This window comes from Streptomyces liangshanensis (genome assembly GCF_011694815.1).
Taxonomy (GTDB): Bacteria; Actinomycetota; Actinomycetes; order Streptomycetales; family Streptomycetaceae; genus Streptomyces; species Streptomyces liangshanensis.
Genome location: NZ_CP050177.1, coordinates 5845199 through 5863248, shown reverse-complemented (window position 1 = coordinate 5863248; position 18050 = coordinate 5845199). Strand labels below are relative to the sequence as shown.

Annotated in this window: 15 protein-coding genes and 1 riboswitch; of the genes, 4 read left to right on the top strand and 11 right to left on the bottom strand. The window is 72.3% G+C overall.

What is annotated here, in order from left to right:
• Nucleotides 1–196: 196 nt before the first annotated feature.
• On the top strand, nucleotides 197–1993 hold the full coding sequence (locus tag HA039_RS25420) for an AMP-dependent synthetase/ligase (protein WP_167033683.1): 1797 nt from the start codon (nucleotides 197–199) through the stop codon (nucleotides 1991–1993).
• Nucleotides 1994–2102: 109 nt separating this feature from the next.
• Here HA039_RS25420 and HA039_RS25415 read toward each other — a convergent pair whose 3' ends face one another.
• Complete coding sequence (locus HA039_RS25415; protein WP_167033682.1) at nucleotides 2103–3257, bottom strand: glycosyltransferase family 4 protein; 1155 nt, start codon at nucleotides 3255–3257, stop codon at nucleotides 2103–2105.
• Nucleotides 3258–3341: 84 nt separating this feature from the next.
• Here HA039_RS25415 and HA039_RS25410 point away from each other — a divergent pair, with 84 nt between their 5' ends.
• The gene (locus tag HA039_RS25410; protein ID WP_167033681.1) at nucleotides 3342–4607 is read left to right on the top strand and encodes a glycosyltransferase family 87 protein; all 1266 of its coding nucleotides are present in this window, start codon (nucleotides 3342–3344) and stop codon (nucleotides 4605–4607) included.
• Here the strand turns inward: HA039_RS25410 and HA039_RS25405 are convergent.
• From HA039_RS25405 to HA039_RS25385, 5 genes are all read right to left on the bottom strand, one after another.
• Nucleotides 4564–5823, bottom strand: coding sequence for a hypothetical protein (locus HA039_RS25405; RefSeq protein ID WP_425086383.1), 1260 nt, complete (start codon nucleotides 5821–5823; stop codon nucleotides 4564–4566). The two genes, HA039_RS25410 and HA039_RS25405, sit on opposite strands and share 44 nt — an antisense overlap.
• Before the next feature lie 55 nt (nucleotides 5824–5878).
• Nucleotides 5879–6919 (bottom strand): C40 family peptidase, encoded by a 1041-nt coding sequence (locus tag HA039_RS25400; RefSeq protein ID WP_167033680.1) that lies wholly within the window; start codon nucleotides 6917–6919, stop codon nucleotides 5879–5881.
• Nucleotides 6920–7180: 261 nt separating this feature from the next.
• Entirely contained in the window at nucleotides 7181–8209 is a 1029-nt protein-coding gene (locus HA039_RS25395; protein ID WP_167033679.1) for a C40 family peptidase, read from the bottom strand.
• Nucleotides 8210–8525: 316 nt separating this feature from the next.
• Nucleotides 8526–9878 (bottom strand): NYN domain-containing protein, encoded by a 1353-nt coding sequence (locus HA039_RS25390; protein WP_167033678.1) that lies wholly within the window; start codon nucleotides 9876–9878, stop codon nucleotides 8526–8528.
• Between the two features lie 33 nt (nucleotides 9879–9911).
• The gene (locus HA039_RS25385; RefSeq protein WP_167033677.1) at nucleotides 9912–10154 is read right to left on the bottom strand and encodes a hypothetical protein; all 243 of its coding nucleotides are present in this window, start codon (nucleotides 10152–10154) and stop codon (nucleotides 9912–9914) included.
• Between the two features lie 180 nt (nucleotides 10155–10334).
• Between HA039_RS25385 and HA039_RS25380 the strand changes: the two genes are divergently transcribed.
• Together HA039_RS25380 and HA039_RS25375 are read left to right on the top strand one after the other, a co-directional pair.
• Entirely contained in the window at nucleotides 10335–11012 is a 678-nt protein-coding gene (locus HA039_RS25380; protein ID WP_243870256.1) for a rhomboid family intramembrane serine protease, read from the top strand.
• Nucleotides 11009–11290, top strand: coding sequence for an Lrp/AsnC family transcriptional regulator (locus HA039_RS25375; protein WP_167033676.1), 282 nt, complete (start codon nucleotides 11009–11011; stop codon nucleotides 11288–11290). Before HA039_RS25380 ends, HA039_RS25375 begins: the two co-directional genes overlap by 4 nt.
• Nucleotides 11291–11396: 106 nt before the next feature.
• Here the strand turns inward: HA039_RS25375 and HA039_RS25370 are convergent, their stop codons facing one another.
• From HA039_RS25370 to qcrC, 5 genes are all read right to left on the bottom strand, one after another.
• Nucleotides 11397–12815 carry an aminotransferase class V-fold PLP-dependent enzyme gene (locus HA039_RS25370; RefSeq protein WP_243869742.1) on the bottom strand — a complete coding sequence of 473 codons (1419 nt, stop codon included), beginning with the start codon at nucleotides 12813–12815 and terminating at the stop codon, nucleotides 11397–11399.
• A gap of 190 nt (nucleotides 12816–13005) precedes the next feature.
• A riboswitch (SAM riboswitch) is annotated at nucleotides 13006–13123 on the bottom strand.
• Nucleotides 13124–13243: 120 nt separating this feature from the next.
• Entirely contained in the window at nucleotides 13244–14308 is a 1065-nt protein-coding gene (gene trpD / locus HA039_RS25365) for an anthranilate phosphoribosyltransferase (protein ID WP_167033675.1), read from the bottom strand.
• Nucleotides 14309–14511: 203 nt separating this feature from the next.
• The gene (qcrB, locus tag HA039_RS25360) at nucleotides 14512–16143 is read right to left on the bottom strand and encodes a cytochrome bc1 complex cytochrome b subunit (protein ID WP_167033674.1); all 1632 of its coding nucleotides are present in this window, start codon (nucleotides 16141–16143) and stop codon (nucleotides 14512–14514) included.
• Nucleotides 16140–17198, bottom strand: a complete 1059-nt coding sequence (gene qcrA, locus HA039_RS25355) for a cytochrome bc1 complex Rieske iron-sulfur subunit (RefSeq protein WP_167033673.1) — start codon at nucleotides 17196–17198, stop codon at nucleotides 16140–16142. The genes qcrB and qcrA overlap by 4 nt, the downstream gene beginning before the upstream one ends.
• Nucleotides 17195–18004, bottom strand: a complete 810-nt coding sequence (gene qcrC, locus HA039_RS25350; RefSeq protein WP_167033672.1) for a cytochrome bc1 complex diheme cytochrome c subunit — start codon at nucleotides 18002–18004, stop codon at nucleotides 17195–17197. Before qcrC ends, qcrA begins: the two co-directional genes overlap by 4 nt.
• Between the last annotated feature and the right edge of the window lie 46 nt (nucleotides 18005–18050).

Here is an 18050-nt window from a genome sequence, read left to right as displayed (position 1 = left end):
ACTGTGCGCGAGGTACCGTCAAAAACGTGTGACGCGAGGAACATCTCGCCGGGGCCCCCTATCCGGATGTCCGTACCGGTGGGTAACGTCCGGGCAGTCCGGTCGTGCTCGCAGCCACCGAGCACCTGCCCGATCTTGGACCGCGGCCGGCGCACCACACCGACGTGGCGCCGGCGCCCGATGAGGAGCAGCAGTCTTGCGCGAGTTCAGCCTTCCGGCCCTGTACGAGGTCCCCGCGGACGGCAATCTGACGGACCTCGTCCGCCGCAACGCCGTCCAGCATCCCGACGTGGCCGTCCTCGGCCGCAAGGTGGACGGCGTCTGGACGGACGTGACCGCGGTCCAGTTCCTGGCCGAGATCAGAGCCACGGCGAAGGGCCTGATCGCGGCCGGCGTGCGGCCGGGCGACCGGGTCGCGCTGATGTCCCGTACGCGCTACGAGTGGGTGCTGCTGGACTTCGCGATCTGGACCGCCGGCGCGGTGACCGTCCCGGTGTACGAGACCAGCTCGGCCGAGCAGGTGCGGTGGGTCCTCGGCGACTCCGGGTCGGTCGCGGTGATCCTGGAGAGCGACGGGCACGCGGAGACGGTGGCCTCGGTCCGGGACGCGCTGCCGGAGCTGCGGGACGTGTGGCAGATCGACAAGGGCGGCGTGGAGGCGCTGGTCGCGAGCGGGGCGGGGATCGACGACGCGACCGTCGACGCGCGCGCGTCGTCCGCGAAGGCCGACGACCCGGCGACGATCGTCTACACCTCGGGCACCACCGGCCGCCCCAAGGGCTGTGTCCTCACCCACCGCGCGTTCTTCGCCGAGTGCGGGAACGCGGTGGAGCGGCTCAAGCCGCTGTTCCGTACGGGTGAATGCTCGATCCTGCTCTTCCTGCCCGCCGCGCACGTCTTCGGGCGGCTGGTCGAGGTGGCGGCCGTGATGGCGCCGATCAAGCTGGGCTGCGTCCCCGACATCAAGAACCTCACCGAGGAGCTGGCGGCGTTCCGGCCGACGCTGATCCTCGGGGTGCCGCGCGTGTTCGAGAAGGTCTACAACGGGGCGCGGGCGAAGGCCCGGGCCGACGGCAAGGGCAAGATCTTCGACCGGGCCGCGGGGACGGCGATCGCGTACAGCCGCGCGCTGTCCACACCCCGGGGTCCCTCGCTGGGCCTGCGGATCAAGCACACGATCTTCGACAGGCTCGTCTACCGCAAGCTCCGCGCGGTGCTGGGCGGGGCCGGGGAGTACGCGATCTCCGGCGGCGCGCCGCTGGGCGAGCGGCTCGGGCACTTCTTCCGGGGGGTCGGGTTCACCGTCCTGGAGGGGTACGGCCTGACGGAGTCCTGCGCGGCGACGTCGTTCAACCCGTGGGACCGGCAGAAGATCGGCACGGTCGGGCAGCCGCTGCCGGGGTCGGTCGTACGGATCGCGGACGACGGGGAGGTGCTGCTGCACGGCGAGCACCTGTTCACGGAGTACTGGAACAACAAGGCCGCGACGGCGGAGGCGCTGGCCGACGGGTGGTTCCACACGGGTGACATCGGCACGCTGGACGAGGACGGGTATCTCGCGATCACCGGCCGCAAGAAGGAGATCCTGGTGACGGCGGGCGGCAAGAACGTCGCCCCCGCGGTCATCGAGGACCGCATCCGCGCGCACGCGCTGGTCGCGGAGTGCATGGTCGTGGGCGACGGGCGGCCCTTCGTGGGGGCGCTGATCACGCTGGACGAGGAGTTCCTGACGCGCTGGGCGGCGGACCACGGCAAGCCCGCGGGGTCCACGGCGGCGACGCTGCGCCTCGACGCGGACCTGCTGGCGGAGATCCAGCGGGCGGTGGACGAGGGGAACGCGGCGGTGTCGAAGGCGGAGTCGGTGCGGAAGTTCCGGATTCTGGCTTCGCAGTTCACGGAGGCCGGGGGGCATGTGACGCCGTCGATGAAGCTGAAGCGGAACGTGGTGGTGGCGGAGTTCGCCTCCGAGATCGAAGCGATCTACTCCGCGTAGCCCTGCACCGATTGTCCTCAATCGCCGGACGGGCTCAAGATCGGTGCCCGCAGCGGGCAAAATCAAGCCCGTCCGGCGATTGAGGACGATCGGTGAGTCGCAGCGGTGGCTACAGCAGGGATTCCAGGCGGGTCGCCAAGGTGTCCCAGCGCCAGCGCTCCTCCACCCACGCCCTCCCCCGCTCCCCCAGAGCGCGACGCAGCTCCGGGTCCAGGAGCAGCGTCACCACGCGGTCCGCCGTCGCCGAGGCGGCCAGGGGTGCCGGGGCCCCCGGCACCACCCACCCCGTCTCGCCCTCCACCACCGCGTCCGGCGCCCCGCCCGAATCCCCGGCGATCACCGGCAACCCCGTCGCCGACGCCTCCAGGTAGACGATGCCCAGGCCCTCCACGTCCAGCCCGCCCCGCCGCGTGCGGCACGGCATCGCGAAGACGTCGCCCGCGCCGAAGTGGGCCGGCAGCTCCGCCCACGGCACCGCGCCGGTGAAGCGCACGGACTCCGCCACCCCCGCCGCCTGCGCCAGCCGCCGCAGCGCGGTCTCGTAGGGGCCGCCCCCGACGATCAGCAGCACCGCGTCCGGCACCGCCGAGAGGATCTCGGGCATCGCCCGGATCAGCGTGTCCTGCCCCTTGCGCGGCACCAGGCGCGAGACGCAGACCACGACCGGCCGGTCCGTCAGGCCCAGCCGGGCGCGGACCTCCGCGCCCCCCGAGCCGGGGTGGAACGTCTTCTCGTCGACCCCCGGCGGCAGTTGCACCATCCGCGCGGCCGCCGCGGGCGACAGCGCGGGGGCGATCCGCGAGCGCGTGTAGTCGCCCAGGTACGTGATCGTGTCCGTACCCTCCCCGATCCGCCGCAGCAGCTGCCGCGACGCCGGCAACTGGGCCCAGCCCGCCTCGTGCCCGTGGGTCGTCGCGACCAGGCGCCGCGCGCCCGCCCGGCGCAGCGCGGGCCCCATCAGCCCGAGCGGCGCCGCCGCGCCGAACCACACGGACGCGCAGCCGTGCGCGCGCAGCAGTTCCGCCGCCCGCCGGGTGACGCGGGGCGTCGGCAGCAGCATCGTCGTGGGGTCGCGTACGACGGTGAAGGGCTGTTCCGCGTCGAACGCGGCGGTCGCCTCCGCGCCCTCACGGCCGCGCTTCCACGAGGAGGCGTAGACGACGACCTTCTCGGGGTCCAGCCGCAGCGCGATGTTGTGCAGGAACGCCTGGATCCCGCCGGGCCTGGGCGGGAAGTCATTGGTCACGATCAGGGTCTTGTCCATCGCCCCGAACAGTATCGCCGCGGTCGGTGCCCGACGGCCCTGCCTCCCCGCCCGCACCCTCACCTGCCCGGCATCATGACAACCATGACCAGGTGGGTGGGCCGGGCGGGATCCGGAGGACGGGCGGCCGTCGCGGTGTGGGCCGTCACCAGGGCGGCGCTGCTGCTCTGCGTGTTCAAGGTCGTCACCCTGCCCGGCCCCGACGTCACCGGCGACGTCACGGTCATCTACCAGGGCTGGTCCGAGGTGCTCAGGACCGGCACGTACCCGCTGGACGACGTGACGTGGCAGTACCCGCCCGCCGCCGCGCTCGCGATCCTCTCGCCGGCGGCGCTGCCGTTCCTGGGCTACGCCGCCGCGTTCTTCGTCCTGGCGTGCGCGTGCGACGCGGTGGTCCTCGGCCTGCTGGTTCGGGCGGGCCGGCGCCCGGGCGGGTCGGCGCGCGGGGTGTGGGTGTGGGTGGCGGGGGTGCCGCTGCTGGGGCCGACGGCGTACGCGCGGTACGACGTGATGGTGACGGCCGTCGCGGTGGCGGCGCTGGTGGCCGGGGCGCGCCGGCCGGCCGTGAAGGGGGCGCTCGCCGGGTTCGGCGCGCTGCTGAAGGTGTGGCCGGCGCTGCTGCTGGTGGGCACGCCGCGCGGGATGCCGACGCGCCGGGCGTGGGCGGTGGCGGGCGGGACGGCGCTGGTGGTGACGGCGGGGTGTGTCGCGGCGATGCCGGGTGCGCTGGCGTTCCTGACGTTCCAGCGGGACCGGGGGACGGAGGTCGAGTCGCTGGGGGCGCTCGTGTTCCACGGGGCGCGGCACGTCGGCTGGGAGGGGGAGGTGCTGCTGAACTACGGCTCGGTGGAGTTCCTCGGCCCGTACGTGAGGCTGGTGAGCGCGGCCGCGCTGGCGCTGAGCGGGGTGGCGCTGGGGTGGCTGGTGGTGTGGCGGCTGCGGGCGCGGGAGTTCCCCGCGAGCACGCCGGGCGACGCGGCTTTCGTGGCGGTGCTGCTGTTCACCACGACGAGCCGGGTGATCAGCCCGCAGTACCTGCTGTGGCTGGTGGGCCTGGCCGCCGCGTGCCTGGTGGTGCGGACGAGCGGGATGGTGCTGCCGGCGCGCCTGGTGCTGGTGGCCACGGGGGTGACGCTGCTCGAATTCCCGCTGCTGTTCTCGCACGTCGTCGCGAGCGACCCGCTGGGGGTGCTGCTGCTGGCCGTACGGAACGGTCTGCTCGTCGCGGCGGCCCTGATCGCCTGCCGGCGGCTGTGGGTACGGACGGTGGCGGCGCCGCGGCGGCGGGCGGCGCGGGCGCGGGAGGTCAGCCCAGGCGTTCCCGTACGTACGCGCGCCACCGTGCGGTGAAGTCGTCCGGGGTGGTCGACAGGACGTCGTTCATGGCCTTCTCGACGGCCCCGTCGGGCTGCCGGCCGGCGCCGACGGCGCGGTAGAAGGCGGTCAGCCGCTTCTCGCCCCAGTGGTGGGCGATCAGTTCGCAGGCGAGCCAGCCGCTCTCGTACGCCCGGGCGAGGGTGTCGGCGTCGCCGCTGAAAGAGAAGGCGTCGTTGCCGGGGAGCGCGGCGGGCAGGTCGCCCCGCCGGACGGCCCGCTGGAGTTCGGGGGCGATCTCGGCGGCGGTACGGCCGGTGGCGCGGTACGCGACCCAGTCGGCGAAGCCCTCGGAGAGCCAGGTGGGGGTGGCGGAGGAGGTGGCCGTGCGGGTGGCGACGTGGGTGGTCTCGTGGGTGAGGACGACACGCTGTCCGAAGTCGCCGAGGGCGCCGTACGCGGCGGGGTTGACGGTGACCCGGTCGGCGGGCGAGGCGCCGGAGGCGCCGGTCTCCCCCGTGGTGACGGCCGCGATGCCCCGGTAACCGTCCTCCGGTGCCCCCAGGAGGGCCGCCATGGCGGTGAGGGAGCGCGGGACCAGCAGGACGACGCGGTGGGCCCAGGCGCCCGTCCAGGCGTCGTCCACGGCGGGCACGGCGAGGTCGGCGGTGGCCGCGATCGCGCGCAGCCGGGTGGTGGTCTGCCCGACCCCGAGGACGAGGCAGTGCGCGCCGCGTACCACCCGTACCGGCCCCTGCTGCCAGAGCTGCTGGGCGCCGCCGTCCGGGGCGGGCCGGTCGCCGGTCACGTACCAGCGGCCGGTGTGCTCGGTGAGGCTCACCTCCCGGGGGGTCGACACGGGCGCGTCGTCGTACCCGGCGAGGCGGTAGCGCAGTTCTACCTGGGCGGTGGCGCGGGCGCCGGAGCGTTCCACGCCGGTGACCCGGTACGCCCAGGAGCTGAGCGGTACGCCGGCGAGGTGGGCGAACTCCGCGCGGGCGTCGGCGCGCAGACGTGTCGCGGCGGGGTCGAGTGCGGCGAGGTAGGCGTCCTCGTCCCGGCCGAGGATCCCGGCGGCCCGGCCGTCCAGCGCGCGCTGGATCGCGGGGGTGGCGGCGTCGGGCGCGGGCGGCGCCCCCGAGCACCCGGGCACGAGCAGCACCCCGGAGATCCCGAGGACCGTCCCGAGGACACCCCGCCGGGTCGGGTGCCCGCTCTGCCGTTCCCCGGCGATACGCCGCTGACCTGCCACGTCACGATCGTACGGGTGCGCCCGCGGCACGGGTGTGCCACGCCCGCGTACCGCTTCAGACGCGGGTCACCGAGGAGACCGGCATCATCCCCACCGGGTCGTACCTCACCGCCGCGCCCGGGTACGGGGCGTGGATCACCTGGCCGTTGCCGACGTACATGCCGATGTGGCTCGCGTCGTCGCGGTACGCGACCAGGTCGCCGGGGCGCGCCTCGCTCAGCGAGACCTGGCGGCCGGCGTACCGCTGGGCCTGCGAGGTGCGGGGCAGGCCCACCCCGGCCTGGGCGTACGACCACTGGGTGAGGCCCGAACAGTCGAAGCCGGTGGGGCCGTTGGCGCCCCACACGTACGGGCGGCCCACCGCGCCCTCCGCGGCCTGCACCGCCGCCGCCGCGCGGCCCGAGGCGGGTACGGCGCCGGAGGGGCCGAACAGCCCGTCGCGGTCGGAGGAGCGCGACGCGCGGTCGAACGACACACGGTCGGCGTCCGGGAGGGCGTTCACCAGCCGCCGCGCCTCGGCGAGTTTGCGCTCGACGGTCCGCTTGTGGCGGGCGACGGCCGCCCGGCTGCGTTCCAGCTCGGCCAGGTCGCGGGTGGACTCCAGGCGTTCCTGGGCCAGCGCCCGCTGGGCCTGGCGGAGTTCCGTCAGGGTGCCGGACTGGTGCTCGGCGACCCGGTCCAGGACGGACGCCTTCTCCAGGTAGTCGTCCGGGTGCGAGGAGAGAAGCAGCGCGAGCCCGGGGTCGATGCCGCCCGCGCGGTACTGGGCGCCGGCGAGCGAACCGAGCGCGCCGCGCATGTGGTTGATGCGTTCCTGGCCGCGCGCGGCCCGGTCCTGCGCCTGGTCCACCAGGGCGCGCAGTGCGTCGGCGCGCTCGTCGGCCTTGTTGTACAGCTCGGTGGCCTTCTCGGCCTGCTCGAACAGCCGGTCGACCCGGGCCCGGGTCGCGTCCGGTGTCAGGTGGGGGTCGGCGCTCGCCGGGGCGGCGCCGAGGGCGGCCGCGGCGGTGGCGGCCGCGACGGACACGGCCGTGACGGCGCCCCCGCGGACACCGAATCCCTGACCGGGCTGTGAGGGGCGACGATGGGACACCACAGAGCCGCGCTCCCTTCCGCTGTACGCACAGCGCACCCCCTGCCGCCCGACGGGCGGACCGATGGCCGGGGTTGCGCGGAGCAGACAGTAGCCGTGCGGACACGGAGCGACCAACGACCGGCTCGCGCACACACAGTGACGCCCCACCGTGGACCACAGGTCACCGGCGGGGCGTGGTGCCGACACGGCGGCGGGGAATTCGCCCGAATGGGCGGTGTCCGCCGCGCGCGTGTCGAGAAGGGTTCTCTCGCGGACGGTGTCTCAGATACGGACGCCGAACATGTAGCTGCCGGCCCACTCCATGGCCTCGTACCGCACCACGGCACCGGGCTTGGGGGCGTGGATGACCTGGCCGTTGCCGACGTACAGGGCCACGTGGCTCAGGTTGCTGAAGAACACCAGGTCGCCGGGGCGCAGTTCGCTGCGCGCGATGCGCGTTCCCTCGTTGGCCTGGGTGTAGGTGGTACGGGTGAGCTGGACGCCGGCCTGGGCGTACGACCACTGGACGAGTCCCGAGCAGTCGTAGGCGTTGGGGCCCTCGGCGCCGGATATGTAGGGCTTGCCGAGCTGGGTCTTGGCGGCGGCCAGGGCGGCGGAGGCGCGGCCCGAGGCGGGCGGCGGGGTGTCGCCGAGCTCCACGCGGTCGTTGCCGCGGCTGGCGCGCTCCGCGTCGGCGGCCGCGAGGTCGGCGCGCTCCTTCGCGGTCAGGGTGTTGAGCTTCTGCTGTGCGGCCGCGAGCTTGCTCTGGACCTGCTTCTTGTTGTCCGCGAGCTGCTTGCGGGCGTCGGACAGGTCCTTGACCTTGTCCTGCGCCTCGGTGCGCTGCTGGGCGAGGGACCGCTGCTTCGCCTGGATCTGCTGGAGCATCTCGGCCTGCTTGGCGCTCACCTGGTCCAGCGTGGAGGCCTTCTCCAGGTAGGTGTCGGGGTCCGAGGAGAGGAAGAGCTGGATGGAGGGGTCGATGCCGCCGGTGCGGTACTGGGCGCTGGCGATCGAACCGAGTTCGTCCCGGAGCTCGTTCAGGTCGTCCTGCCCGTCGGCGACCTTGTCCTGGAGGGCGCTGACCTGCTTCTCCAGGTTGTCCTGCGCGTCCTCGGCGGCGTGCAGCTTCTCGTTCGCCACCTCCGCCTCGTGGTAGAGCTTGTCGACCTGCTCCTTGACCTCGGCCTTGGACGGCTTGGGGGCCGCGTTGGCGGCCTGGGAGGTCAGTGCGACAGCGGCTGCGGCGGTCACGGTGAGAACGGTCACCCGGGCGCGGTTGGGCTGCTTGGGACGACGGTGGGACGCCACGAAGGCGAGCTCCTTCTTCCTCAGCCGCCTACCGGGAAGGGGACGGATGTCCCGGCTCCGCGCGTTCAGCTCCCCCGGAACCTGGCTGAACGGCGTGGACTCGGCGGTTCCTTCGCTGCCACCCCGAATGGGTGATCGACCGCGCGAAGGTTCGAGGCCTGACCCTAGTGACCTTCCCGTGATCAGTTCAAATCCTCACGGGAAAAATCTCGGCCACGAGGGGCATAATTTACCGACACCACACAGGCAGTAATGGACATTTGACGCTGCGGTGGCCACAAGAGATGCCAATTCGGTCATTGGTCGCACGAGTTGACTAGCTGCGCGAAAGCCGCTTCAGCAACAAGGCGGACGCGACCGGCCGGGCTCCCGCCTTCGCCACCCCGTCCGCGACCTCACGGTCGGTGGAGACCACCACGACGGGCCGCCCCGGCGGCTCCGCGCGCACGAGCTGGCGGATCAGCTCGTCCGCCGTGATCCCGGGCTTGGAGAACAGCACCCGTACCCCGCGCGGCGGCGCGAGCAGCACCGGCGCCGCCAGCTCCGCCCCGTCGAAGACACACGTCATCTCGGCGCCCGACTGCGCCGCCAGCATGGCGAGCCCGCCCAGCAGCCGCAGCCGCTGCTTCTCCAGCGGCATCGTCGGATAGCCGGTCTTCGTGACGTTGTACCCGTCCACGATCAGGTGCGCCTGCGGCAGCGCCAGCAACTGGTCGAGCAGCGCCGGGTCCATGTCGGACAACGCCCGCGCCGCCACGTCCTTGGGGGACATCCGGCCCGGCTCCACGGCGTCGACCGAGTCCGCCGGCCGGGTGGTGGCGGGCGGCAGCGCCAGCTCGCGGCGCAGCCCCTGCGCCGACTCCAGGACCGTGTCCAGCAGCAGCCGCAGCCGCATGTCCTCTATCGACCGGCCCTCGCGCGCGGCCCTGCGGCTCGACTCGACCGTGGACTCGGCCTCGGCCAGCCGCGCCCTGATCCGCCGGGTCTCGCTCTCGGCGGCCGACACCTGCGCGGCGGCCTCCGCCTTGAGCGCCTCGGACTCGGCGGTCGTACGGCGCAGGGCGGCCTCGCCCCGCTTGACGTCGCTCTGGGCGCTGCGCAGCTTGCGGTGGAGGGACTCGGTCTCCTTGCGGGCCGCCTCCAGCTCCGTACGCAGCCGTTCGTTCTCGCTCTTCGTCAGCGCCCTGGCGACGGCCAGCTCCTCGCGCAGCCGCTCCAGCTCGCGCCTGGCCTCCTCGCCCGCGCGCTCGGCGTCGGCCCGCTGGGCCTCCTCGCCGGCGGCCGCCACCAACTTCACCCATCCGGGGGGCCGCAGCACGTACGCGGCGGCGGCCACGTCGACGGGATCGGCGGCGGCGGGGGGCGAGCCGGACTCCAGCGCGGAGGACAGCTCGGGCTGCGACTGGGTGATCCGCTCCCCGATCCGCTGCCGGAAGAGGGGGTCGCTCTCCAGCGCCGCTGCCATCGCGTTGCCCGCGAACTTGGCACGCCTGTTCGGGGTGAAGCGGGCGTACTGGCGCAGCTGCGGCGGGAGTTCGGTGACGGTCAGCCCGCCGAAGGCGTCCGAGACCAGCGCGACGACACGGCGTCTCACCCCGTCAGGGAGCGGACGGTCGAGCGCCTCGGCGGCGTCACCGCCGGCCGCGGCACCGCTGTCCGGCTGCTCCACGATCCGTCACCCCACTACCCTCGGGCGGTTCCCTCAGGAACCGGCGCCCGGCCTGTCGACCAGTTCGATCTGGTCCACCGCGTTGCACCAACGGCAGCGCACGGACTCGATGGTCTCACTGACCACCTCACGCTCCTCCACCGTCGGCTCGCCCGCCAGGTCCAGATGGACGTACTCCACGACCCTCGACGACCGGGTCACGTCGAAACGCGTGAGATTGCCGCACAGCGTGCAGCGCCACCGGGTGGCGGCCGTCGGCCGGGGAACCGTCGTCATCGTGCCGTCCTTGTATGTCGGGGTGGGGCAGTCGGTGCGCCGTCGAACCGTGGATGTCCGCCCGTAACCCTACGGCCTCCCGGGTACCCCATGGTCCGGCGAGGCATTCCCGCCCGATGACTCCCGGTACGCCATGCTCTGTCCGTGATCAATCGGCGTACGGCGAACGACGGCCCCGTGGTGACGTACGGACTGATCGCGCTCTGCGTGCTGACGTTCCTGGTGAGCCCCCTGTCGGGCTTCACCATGGCGTACGGCCGGGGCGAGGCGCTCCTCGGGGCGCAGAGCGCGTACTTCGAACGCTGGGGTGTCATCCCCGCCCAGCTGACGCACCACCCGACCCTCTGGTCCCTGCTGACCCCGCTGACCGCGCTCTTCGTCCACGGCAGCTGGCTGCACCTGCTGGGGAACATGCTCTTCCTCTACGTCTTCGGGGCGATGACGGAGGAGCGGATGGGGCGAGTGCACTTCGCGCTGTTCTACCTCGCCGCCGGGTACGTCGCGCTGTTCGGGTACGCGATCGCCAACGCGGGCTCGGAGCAGACCCTGGTGGGGGCGTCGGGCGCGATCTCGGCGGTGCTCGGCGCGTTCCTCCGGCTGTTCCCCCGGGCCCGGGTCACCAGCCTCTTCCCGTTCCTCCTCTTCCTGCCGCTGCGCTTCCCCGCCTGGATCGTGCTGGTCTTCTGGTTCGTCCTCCAGTGGGTGGCCGCGCGGCACGCCGGATCTGGGCCCGGGGTGGCGTATCTCGCCCACCTGGTGGGCTTCGCGGTGGGCTTCTGCTACGCCTGGGGCCGTTACCGGCGGAGCGATAGGGTGGAGGTCAAAGCCGTGGCCACCGAGGGAGAGCGTCAACCGTGATCACCGCGATCGTGCTCATCAAGACCAGCGTCGACCGGATCCCCGAGATCGCCGAGTCGATCGCCGCGCTGGACAGCGTCAGCGAGGTCTTCTCGGTCACCGGCACCTACGACCTGATCGCCATGGTGCGGGTCGCCAGGCACGACGACCTGGCGGACGTCATCCCCGGCTCGATCAGCAAGATCGAGGGCGTCGAGGCGACGGACACGCACGTCGCGTTCCGTACGTACTCCCAGCACGACCTGGAGGCGGCCTTCGCGATCGGGCTCGACGCGTAGGGCCGCCTCCTGGGGTGCGGGGTCTGCGGGGTCTGCGAGGCCCGCCGGTACGGGGGCCGGGGCGCCGGGCCTGTCGGTACGGACGCCCGGTCCCCGCCCGCGGGGGTCAGACCGTCTCGCCGTCCCGGTCCGGGACGCAGCGGCCCTCCTCGGTGCGGTAGCTCCACCGGGCGCCCTCGCGCACCAGCTCCCGCACCGCGCCGACGAACCGGTCCACGTGCTCGTCCGGCGTTCCCGCGCCGAAGCTCACCCGGATGGCGTTGAGCGAGCGCTCGCCCGGCTCCGCCTCCGGGGCGCCGCACTCCCCCGGGTCCTGCGGGTCGCTGCCGAGCAGCGTGCGGACCAGCGGGTGGGCGCAGAACAGGCCGTCCCTCACCCCGATGCCGTACTCCGCGGAGAGCGCCGCGGCGAAGTGCGAGCTGTTCCAGCCCTCCACCACGAACGAGAGCACGCCGACCCGCGGGGCGTCGTCCCCGAACAGGGACAGCACGCGCACCTCGGGCACGTCGGCGAGTCCCGCCCGCACCCGGGCGACGAGCCGCTGCTCCCGGGCGACGAGCGTGTCGAACCCGGCCTCCTGGAGCGCCTTGCACGCCGAGGCGATCGCGTACACGCCGATGACGTTGGGCGAGCCGGCCTCGTGCCGGGCGGCCGTGGTGTGCCACTCGACGTCCACCCCGCCGTCCGTCCGCCGGGCGACCTTGCGGCTGGCGCCGCCGCCCGCGAGGTACGGCTCCGCCTCCCGCAGCCAGTCGGCCCGGCCCGCGAGGACGCCGGAGCCGAACGGCGCGTAGAGCTTGTGCCCGGAGAAGGCGACCCAGTCGACGTCCAGTTCCGCGATGTCGACGGGGTGGTGCGGGGCGAGCTGCGCCGCGTCGAGGACGATCCGGGCGCCGTGCCGGTGGGCGGCGGCGGCCAGCTCCCGTACGGGCCAGATCTCGCCGGTGACGTTGGACGCGCCGGTGACGCAGACCAGGGCGGGGCCCGGCTCCCGGCCGGCGAGGGCCCGGTCGAGCGTGGCGACGGCCTCGCCGGGGGTGCGGGGCGCGTTCAGGTACGTCACCCGGGCGTCGCGCCAGGGCAGCAGCGAGGCGTGGTGCTCGGTCTCGAAGACGAAGACCTGGCAGTCGGCGGGGACCACGGCGGCCAGCAGGTTGAGCGAGTCGGTGGTCGAGCGGGTGAAGACGACCTGGTCGCCGGGGCGGCAGCCGAGGAACTCCGCGACGGTGGCGCGGCTGTTCTCGAACAGGTCCGTGGACAGCTGGGAGAGGTAGCCGGCGCCGCGGTGCACGCTGCCGTAGTACGGGGCGTAGGCGGCGACGTCGTCCCAGACCCGCTGGAGCGCGGGGGCGCTGGCCGCGTAGTCGAGGGCGGCGTAGGTGACCTCGCCGCCGGTGACGAGCGGGACGGTCACGTCGCGCCCGAGCACGGGCAGCGGCGCCGCACAGGCGGGGTCCTCGGTGGTGGCGGTGGTGGTGCTGGTGGCGGACGACGGCGTGGCGGCGGCGTTCGGGTATGCGGACATGACGAGATCTCCCCGGCAGGACGGAACGGCTTCAAGGACCCACGGAGGCGGCGGGCGCCGCGGCGGACGTGGGGATGCCTCCACGCACGGGGATCCGTACGGAGGCGTGTTGAAGAAGGGCGTACGCCCTATCGCATTCGCTTGCTCACGAGACTGCTCCCTCGAGGACCTGGACCCCAAGAAAGCCAGGGGTCCGCGCTTGCCGTAGACCTCGCTGCCTACGGCCTGGTCTTCACCCGGGGCACCCCGCCACGGACGGAGGGTTGCCGGACAGCGAGCCGGGGCCTAAATCGCTGTCACTCATGACCTTGTCGACGAGCTTGACACAGACGGGCAGACGCCTCAAGTCCGCGTCCGGGATGTGGAACGGAGGTGGGAACGGGAACGGCGGGGCGCGGCCCGTGGCCACGCCCCGCCGCCGCGCACCGCTACCGGTGCGACGCCTCGACCCACCGGGCGAGGGCCCGGCCCGCCGCGCCCGAGTCCACCGACTCGGCCGCGCGCGCCATGCCGGCCGCCAACTGGAGCTCCAGCGTGTCATCCGTCGGGTCCAGCGCGACCAGCGCCGCCGCCGCGTTCAGGAGCACCGCGTCCCGTACCGGACCGGTCTCGCCGGCCAGCAGCCGGCGCGCCACGTCCGCGTTGTACGACGCGTCCGCGCCCCGCAGCGCCTCCACCGGCACCAGCGCCAGGCCCAGGTCACGCGGGTCGAAGGGCACCTCGCCGACCTTCCCGTCGCGCACGACCCACACCCGCGACGTCGCGGTCGTGGTCAGCTCGTCGAGCCCGTCGTCGCCCCGGAAGACCAGCGCCGAACTGCCGCGCTCGGCCAGCACCCCCGCCACGATGGGCGCCATCCGCGCGTCGGCCACGCCGACGGCCTGGGACCGTACCCGGGCCGGGTTGGTCAGCGGCCCGAGGATGTTGAACGTGGTCTGCGCGCCCAACTCCCGGCGCGCCTTGGCCGCGTACCGCAGCGCGGGGTGGAACTTCACCGCGAAGCAGAAGGTGATCCCCGCCTCCTCCGCCACCTCGACGACCCGCCGCGGGGTCAGCTCCAGGTTGACGCCGAGCTTCTCCAGGACGTCGGAGGAGCCGCTCGCGGACGACGCGGCGCGGTTGCCGTGCTTGACGACCTTGGCGCCGGTGCCCGCGACGACGATCGCCGCCATCGTGGAGATGTTGACCGTCTTGGCGAGGTCGCCGCCGGTCCCCACGATGTCGACCGTACGGCCGGGCACCTCGATGGTGTTGGCGTGGGCGTACATCGCGCGGACCAGCCCGGAGACCTCCTCGACGGTCTCGCCCTTCGCCCGCAGGGCCACGGCGAACCCGGCGATCTGCGCGTCGGTGGCCTCGCCCTCCATGATCCGGTCCATCGCCCAGGCGGTGTCGTCGGTGCTCAGGTCCTCGCCGCGCAGCAGGGGGTTGAGGACGCCCGGCCAGGTACGGGCCGCCACGGTGTCGCCTCCGACGGGGGTAACAGCGCTCATGCTCGCTCCTGGGGGTGTCAGTCAACGGTCCCGGCCTGCCGCCAGGCCCGCCACCAAGCCTATCGGCGGACCCGGTCCCGGCGGGCCGCGTGACCGGACTGCGGACCGGCCGGTGTCGGGGCGACGCCGAGGGCCCCGGCCGGTCTCCGGGGAAGGAGACCGGGCCGGGGCCCTCGGTGGTGACGACCCTGGGGCCGGTGGGATCAGTGGTGGCCGTGGCCGCTCGTGATCTCCTTGTACTCCTCGGCGGTGGGCTTGGGGATCTGCGTGTTCTCCCCGTAGAAGCTCTTGCTGAGCTTCACCCGTGCCTTCTCGACCGGCGAGACCTTCCGCTCGACACCGTTCTCGTCGACCGTCGGGCCGAGCTCGGCCGGCTTCGGCTGCTCGTGCGCGGTGAGCTTGTACAGGTCGCCCTGCTCCAGCGGCGTGTGGACCTCGACGAACTCACCGTGCGGCAGCCGCTTGATGAGCCCGGACTCGCGTCCGTGCAGCACCTTCTCGGCGTCCCGGCGCTGGAGGCCGAGGCAGAACCGCTTGGTGACGACGAAGGTGACCACCGGGACGACGAAGAACCCGACCCGGACGAACCAGGTGATCGTGTTGATCGACAGGTGGAAGTGCGTGGCCCAGATGTCGTTGCCACCGCCGACGAGCAGGACGAAGTACCACGACAGCCAGGCGACACCGAAGGCCGTGCGGGTCGGCGCGTTGCGCGGCCGGTCCGCGATGTGGTGCTCGCGGTCGTCGTTGGTGACCCAGGCCTCGATGAACGGGTAGACCGCGATCGCGACGAGCACCAGCGGGAAGATGATCAGCGGGATGAACACACCCAGGACCAGGGTGTGGCCCCAGAAGTTGATCTCCCAGCCGGGCATGAACCGGATGAGCCCCTCGGAGAAGCCCATGTACCAGTCGGGCTGCGCGCCGGTGGAGACCTGGTCGGGCCGGTAGGGGCCGATGGCCCAGATCGGGTTGATCGTGGCGATCGCCGCGACAACCGAGATCACACCGAAGACCAGGAAGAAGAAACCGCCGGCCTTCGCCATGTAGATCGGCAGCAGCGGCATGCCGACGACGTTCTTCTCCGTACGGCCCGGACCCGCGAACTGGGTGTGCTTGTGCACGAACACCAGGATCAGGTGGCCGGCCACCAGGCCCAGCATCAGCCCGGGCAGCAGCAGGATGTGGACCGAGTAGAAGCGGGCCACGAAGTCGCCGCCGGGGAACTCCCCGCCGAACAGGAACATCGAGATGTACGTACCGACGATCGGCACGGACAGGATCGCGCCCTGCACGAAGCGGACACCGGTGCCGGACAGCAGGTCGTCGGGCAGGGAGTAACCGGTGAACCCGGTGAACATGCCTAGGACGAACAGCAGGAAGCCGAACAGCCAGTTGACCTCACGGGGCTTGCGGAACGCACCCGTGAAGAACACGCGCATCATGTGCACGAGCATCGCCGCGAGGAAGATCAGCGCGGCCCAGTGGTGGATCTGGCGGATCAGCAGACCACCGCGGACGTCGAAGCTGATGTCCAGCGTCGAGGAAAACGCCTCCGACATCCGTACGCCCTGGAGGGGGACGTAACTGCCGTGGTAGACGACCTCGTTCATCGACGGGTGGAAGAACAGCGTCAGGTAGACACCCGTGAGGATGATGATGATGAAGCTGTAGAGGCTGACCTCTCCCAGCATGAAGGACCAGTGGTCCGGGAAGATCTTCCGCATGTTGGCCTTGGCCAGGCCGTAGATGCCCAGCCGGCCGTCGGCCCAGTCGGCGACCCGTTCTCCGGCGGGCGCCTTGCGGGTGGTCGTCTCGTCCGTCGTGGTACTCATCCGCGCTCCCAGAAGGCAGGGCCGACGGGCTCTTCGAAGTCGCCGAGCGCCTCGAGATTGCCCTCACCGTTCACTCCGATCCGCAGCTGCGGAAGAGCGTGACCGGCCGGGCCGAAGAGGACGCGGGCGCCGTCGGAGAGGTCGAAGGTGGACTGGTGGCACGGGCAGAGAACGTGGTGCGTCTGCTGCTCGTACAGGCTGATCGGGCAGCCGACGTGGGTGCAGATCTTCGAGAAGGCCACGATCCCCTGGTGGGACCAGTCGAGCTCGCGCTTGTCCTTGATGTCGTCCGGCTGGATACGGACGATCATCAGGGCCGCCTTGGCGATCTCCACCTGGAACTCCTCGCTGTCCTCCTCCAGCCCCTCGGGCATGGCGAAGGTCAGCGAGCCCACGACGACGTCCTCGGGACGCAGCGGCTCCAGCGTGTTCATGTTGATGAGCTGCTTGCCCTTGGCCCACAGGGTGCTGCGGAGCTTCTTCTCCGGCAGCGGGCCGAGGTCGCGCAGCAGCACCACACCGGAGAGCGGTACGAACGCCAGCGCCCCGAACATCGTGTTGCGGATCAGCTTGCGGCGGCCGAAGCCGGACTCCGACGCGCCGGCCGCGAAGTCCGCCAGCACCTTCGCCTTGACCTCGGGGGTCGCCGCGATGGGGTGGCGCTCGTCGGTCATCTCCACGTCCGACATCAGCGTGCGCGCCCAGTGGACGGCGCCGGCGCCGATGCAGAACAGGGCGACGCCGAGCGTCACTCCGAGCGAGAAGTTCAGGATGCTGATGTGCCCGAGCGGCCAGATGTAGACGATCTTGTCCACGGGGAACGCGACGAACGACGCGATGAACGCGACCGTCGCCAGCATCGAGAGCAGGAACAGGAAGGCGACCACGCGCTCGGACCGCTTGGCGGCGCGCTCGTCGATGTCCTGGATCCGCGGCTGATGCGCCGGCAGTCCCGGGTCGGCGAACGGATCGTCCGCCCGCTCGACCGCGCCGCCGTGCCCTGGCTCCTGCGCGCTCGGCAGGTTCTCTTCTTCTGGAATCTCTTGGCTACTCATGACTTCTTGGCCTTAGCGGTGTGGGCCGCGACCCAGATGGCGACTGCGATACATGCGCCGAGCCCGAAGATCCAGCCGAACAGGCCCTCACTGACGGGGCCGAGGCCGCCCAGGTTGAGGCCGCCGGGGCTCGGCGAGTCGGCGCCGTTCACCGCCTGGATGTACGCGATGAGGTCCTTCTTCTGCTGTTCCGGCATCGTCGTGTCCGGGAAGGACGGCATGTTCTGCGGGCCTGTCTGCATGGCCTCGTAGATGTGCTTCGGGTCGACGCCGTCCAGGTTCGGTGCGGACTTGCCGTGTGTCAGCGCGCCGCCCTCACCCGTGAAGTTGTGGCACTGCGTGCAGTTGGTACGGAACAGGTCGCCGCCCCGGGCGATGTCCGCGCCGTCGGGGCTGTACTGCTCCGAGGTCGGCTGGGCGGGTCCGGCGCCGAGGGACGCGACGTACGCGGCGAGCTGGTCGATCTCCTTCTGCGAGTAGATGACCTTCTTCTTCGGCACCTGCGCGCCGGGCTGCTGGGCCGGCATGCGGCCGGTGCCGACCTGGAAGTCCACGGCGGCCGCGCCGACGCCCACCAGGGAGGGACCGTCGCTGCTGCCCTGGCCGCCGACCCCGTGGCAGCTCGCGCAGCCCACGGAGTAGATCTTCTTGCCCTCCTCGATGGCGAGTGACTGGGAGGTGGTGTCGGCCTGCGCCTTGTCCGCGGGCGCGAACGCCGCGTACAGCCCCCCGGTGGCCGCCAGCGCGAGGAGTAGGACGACGACCGCCGCCAGCGGATGGCGTCGTCGTGCGGAGAGCTTTTTCACGGATTACCCCGGTGTCAGGATCTTCTGCGTCGGTGCTTGCTGGACA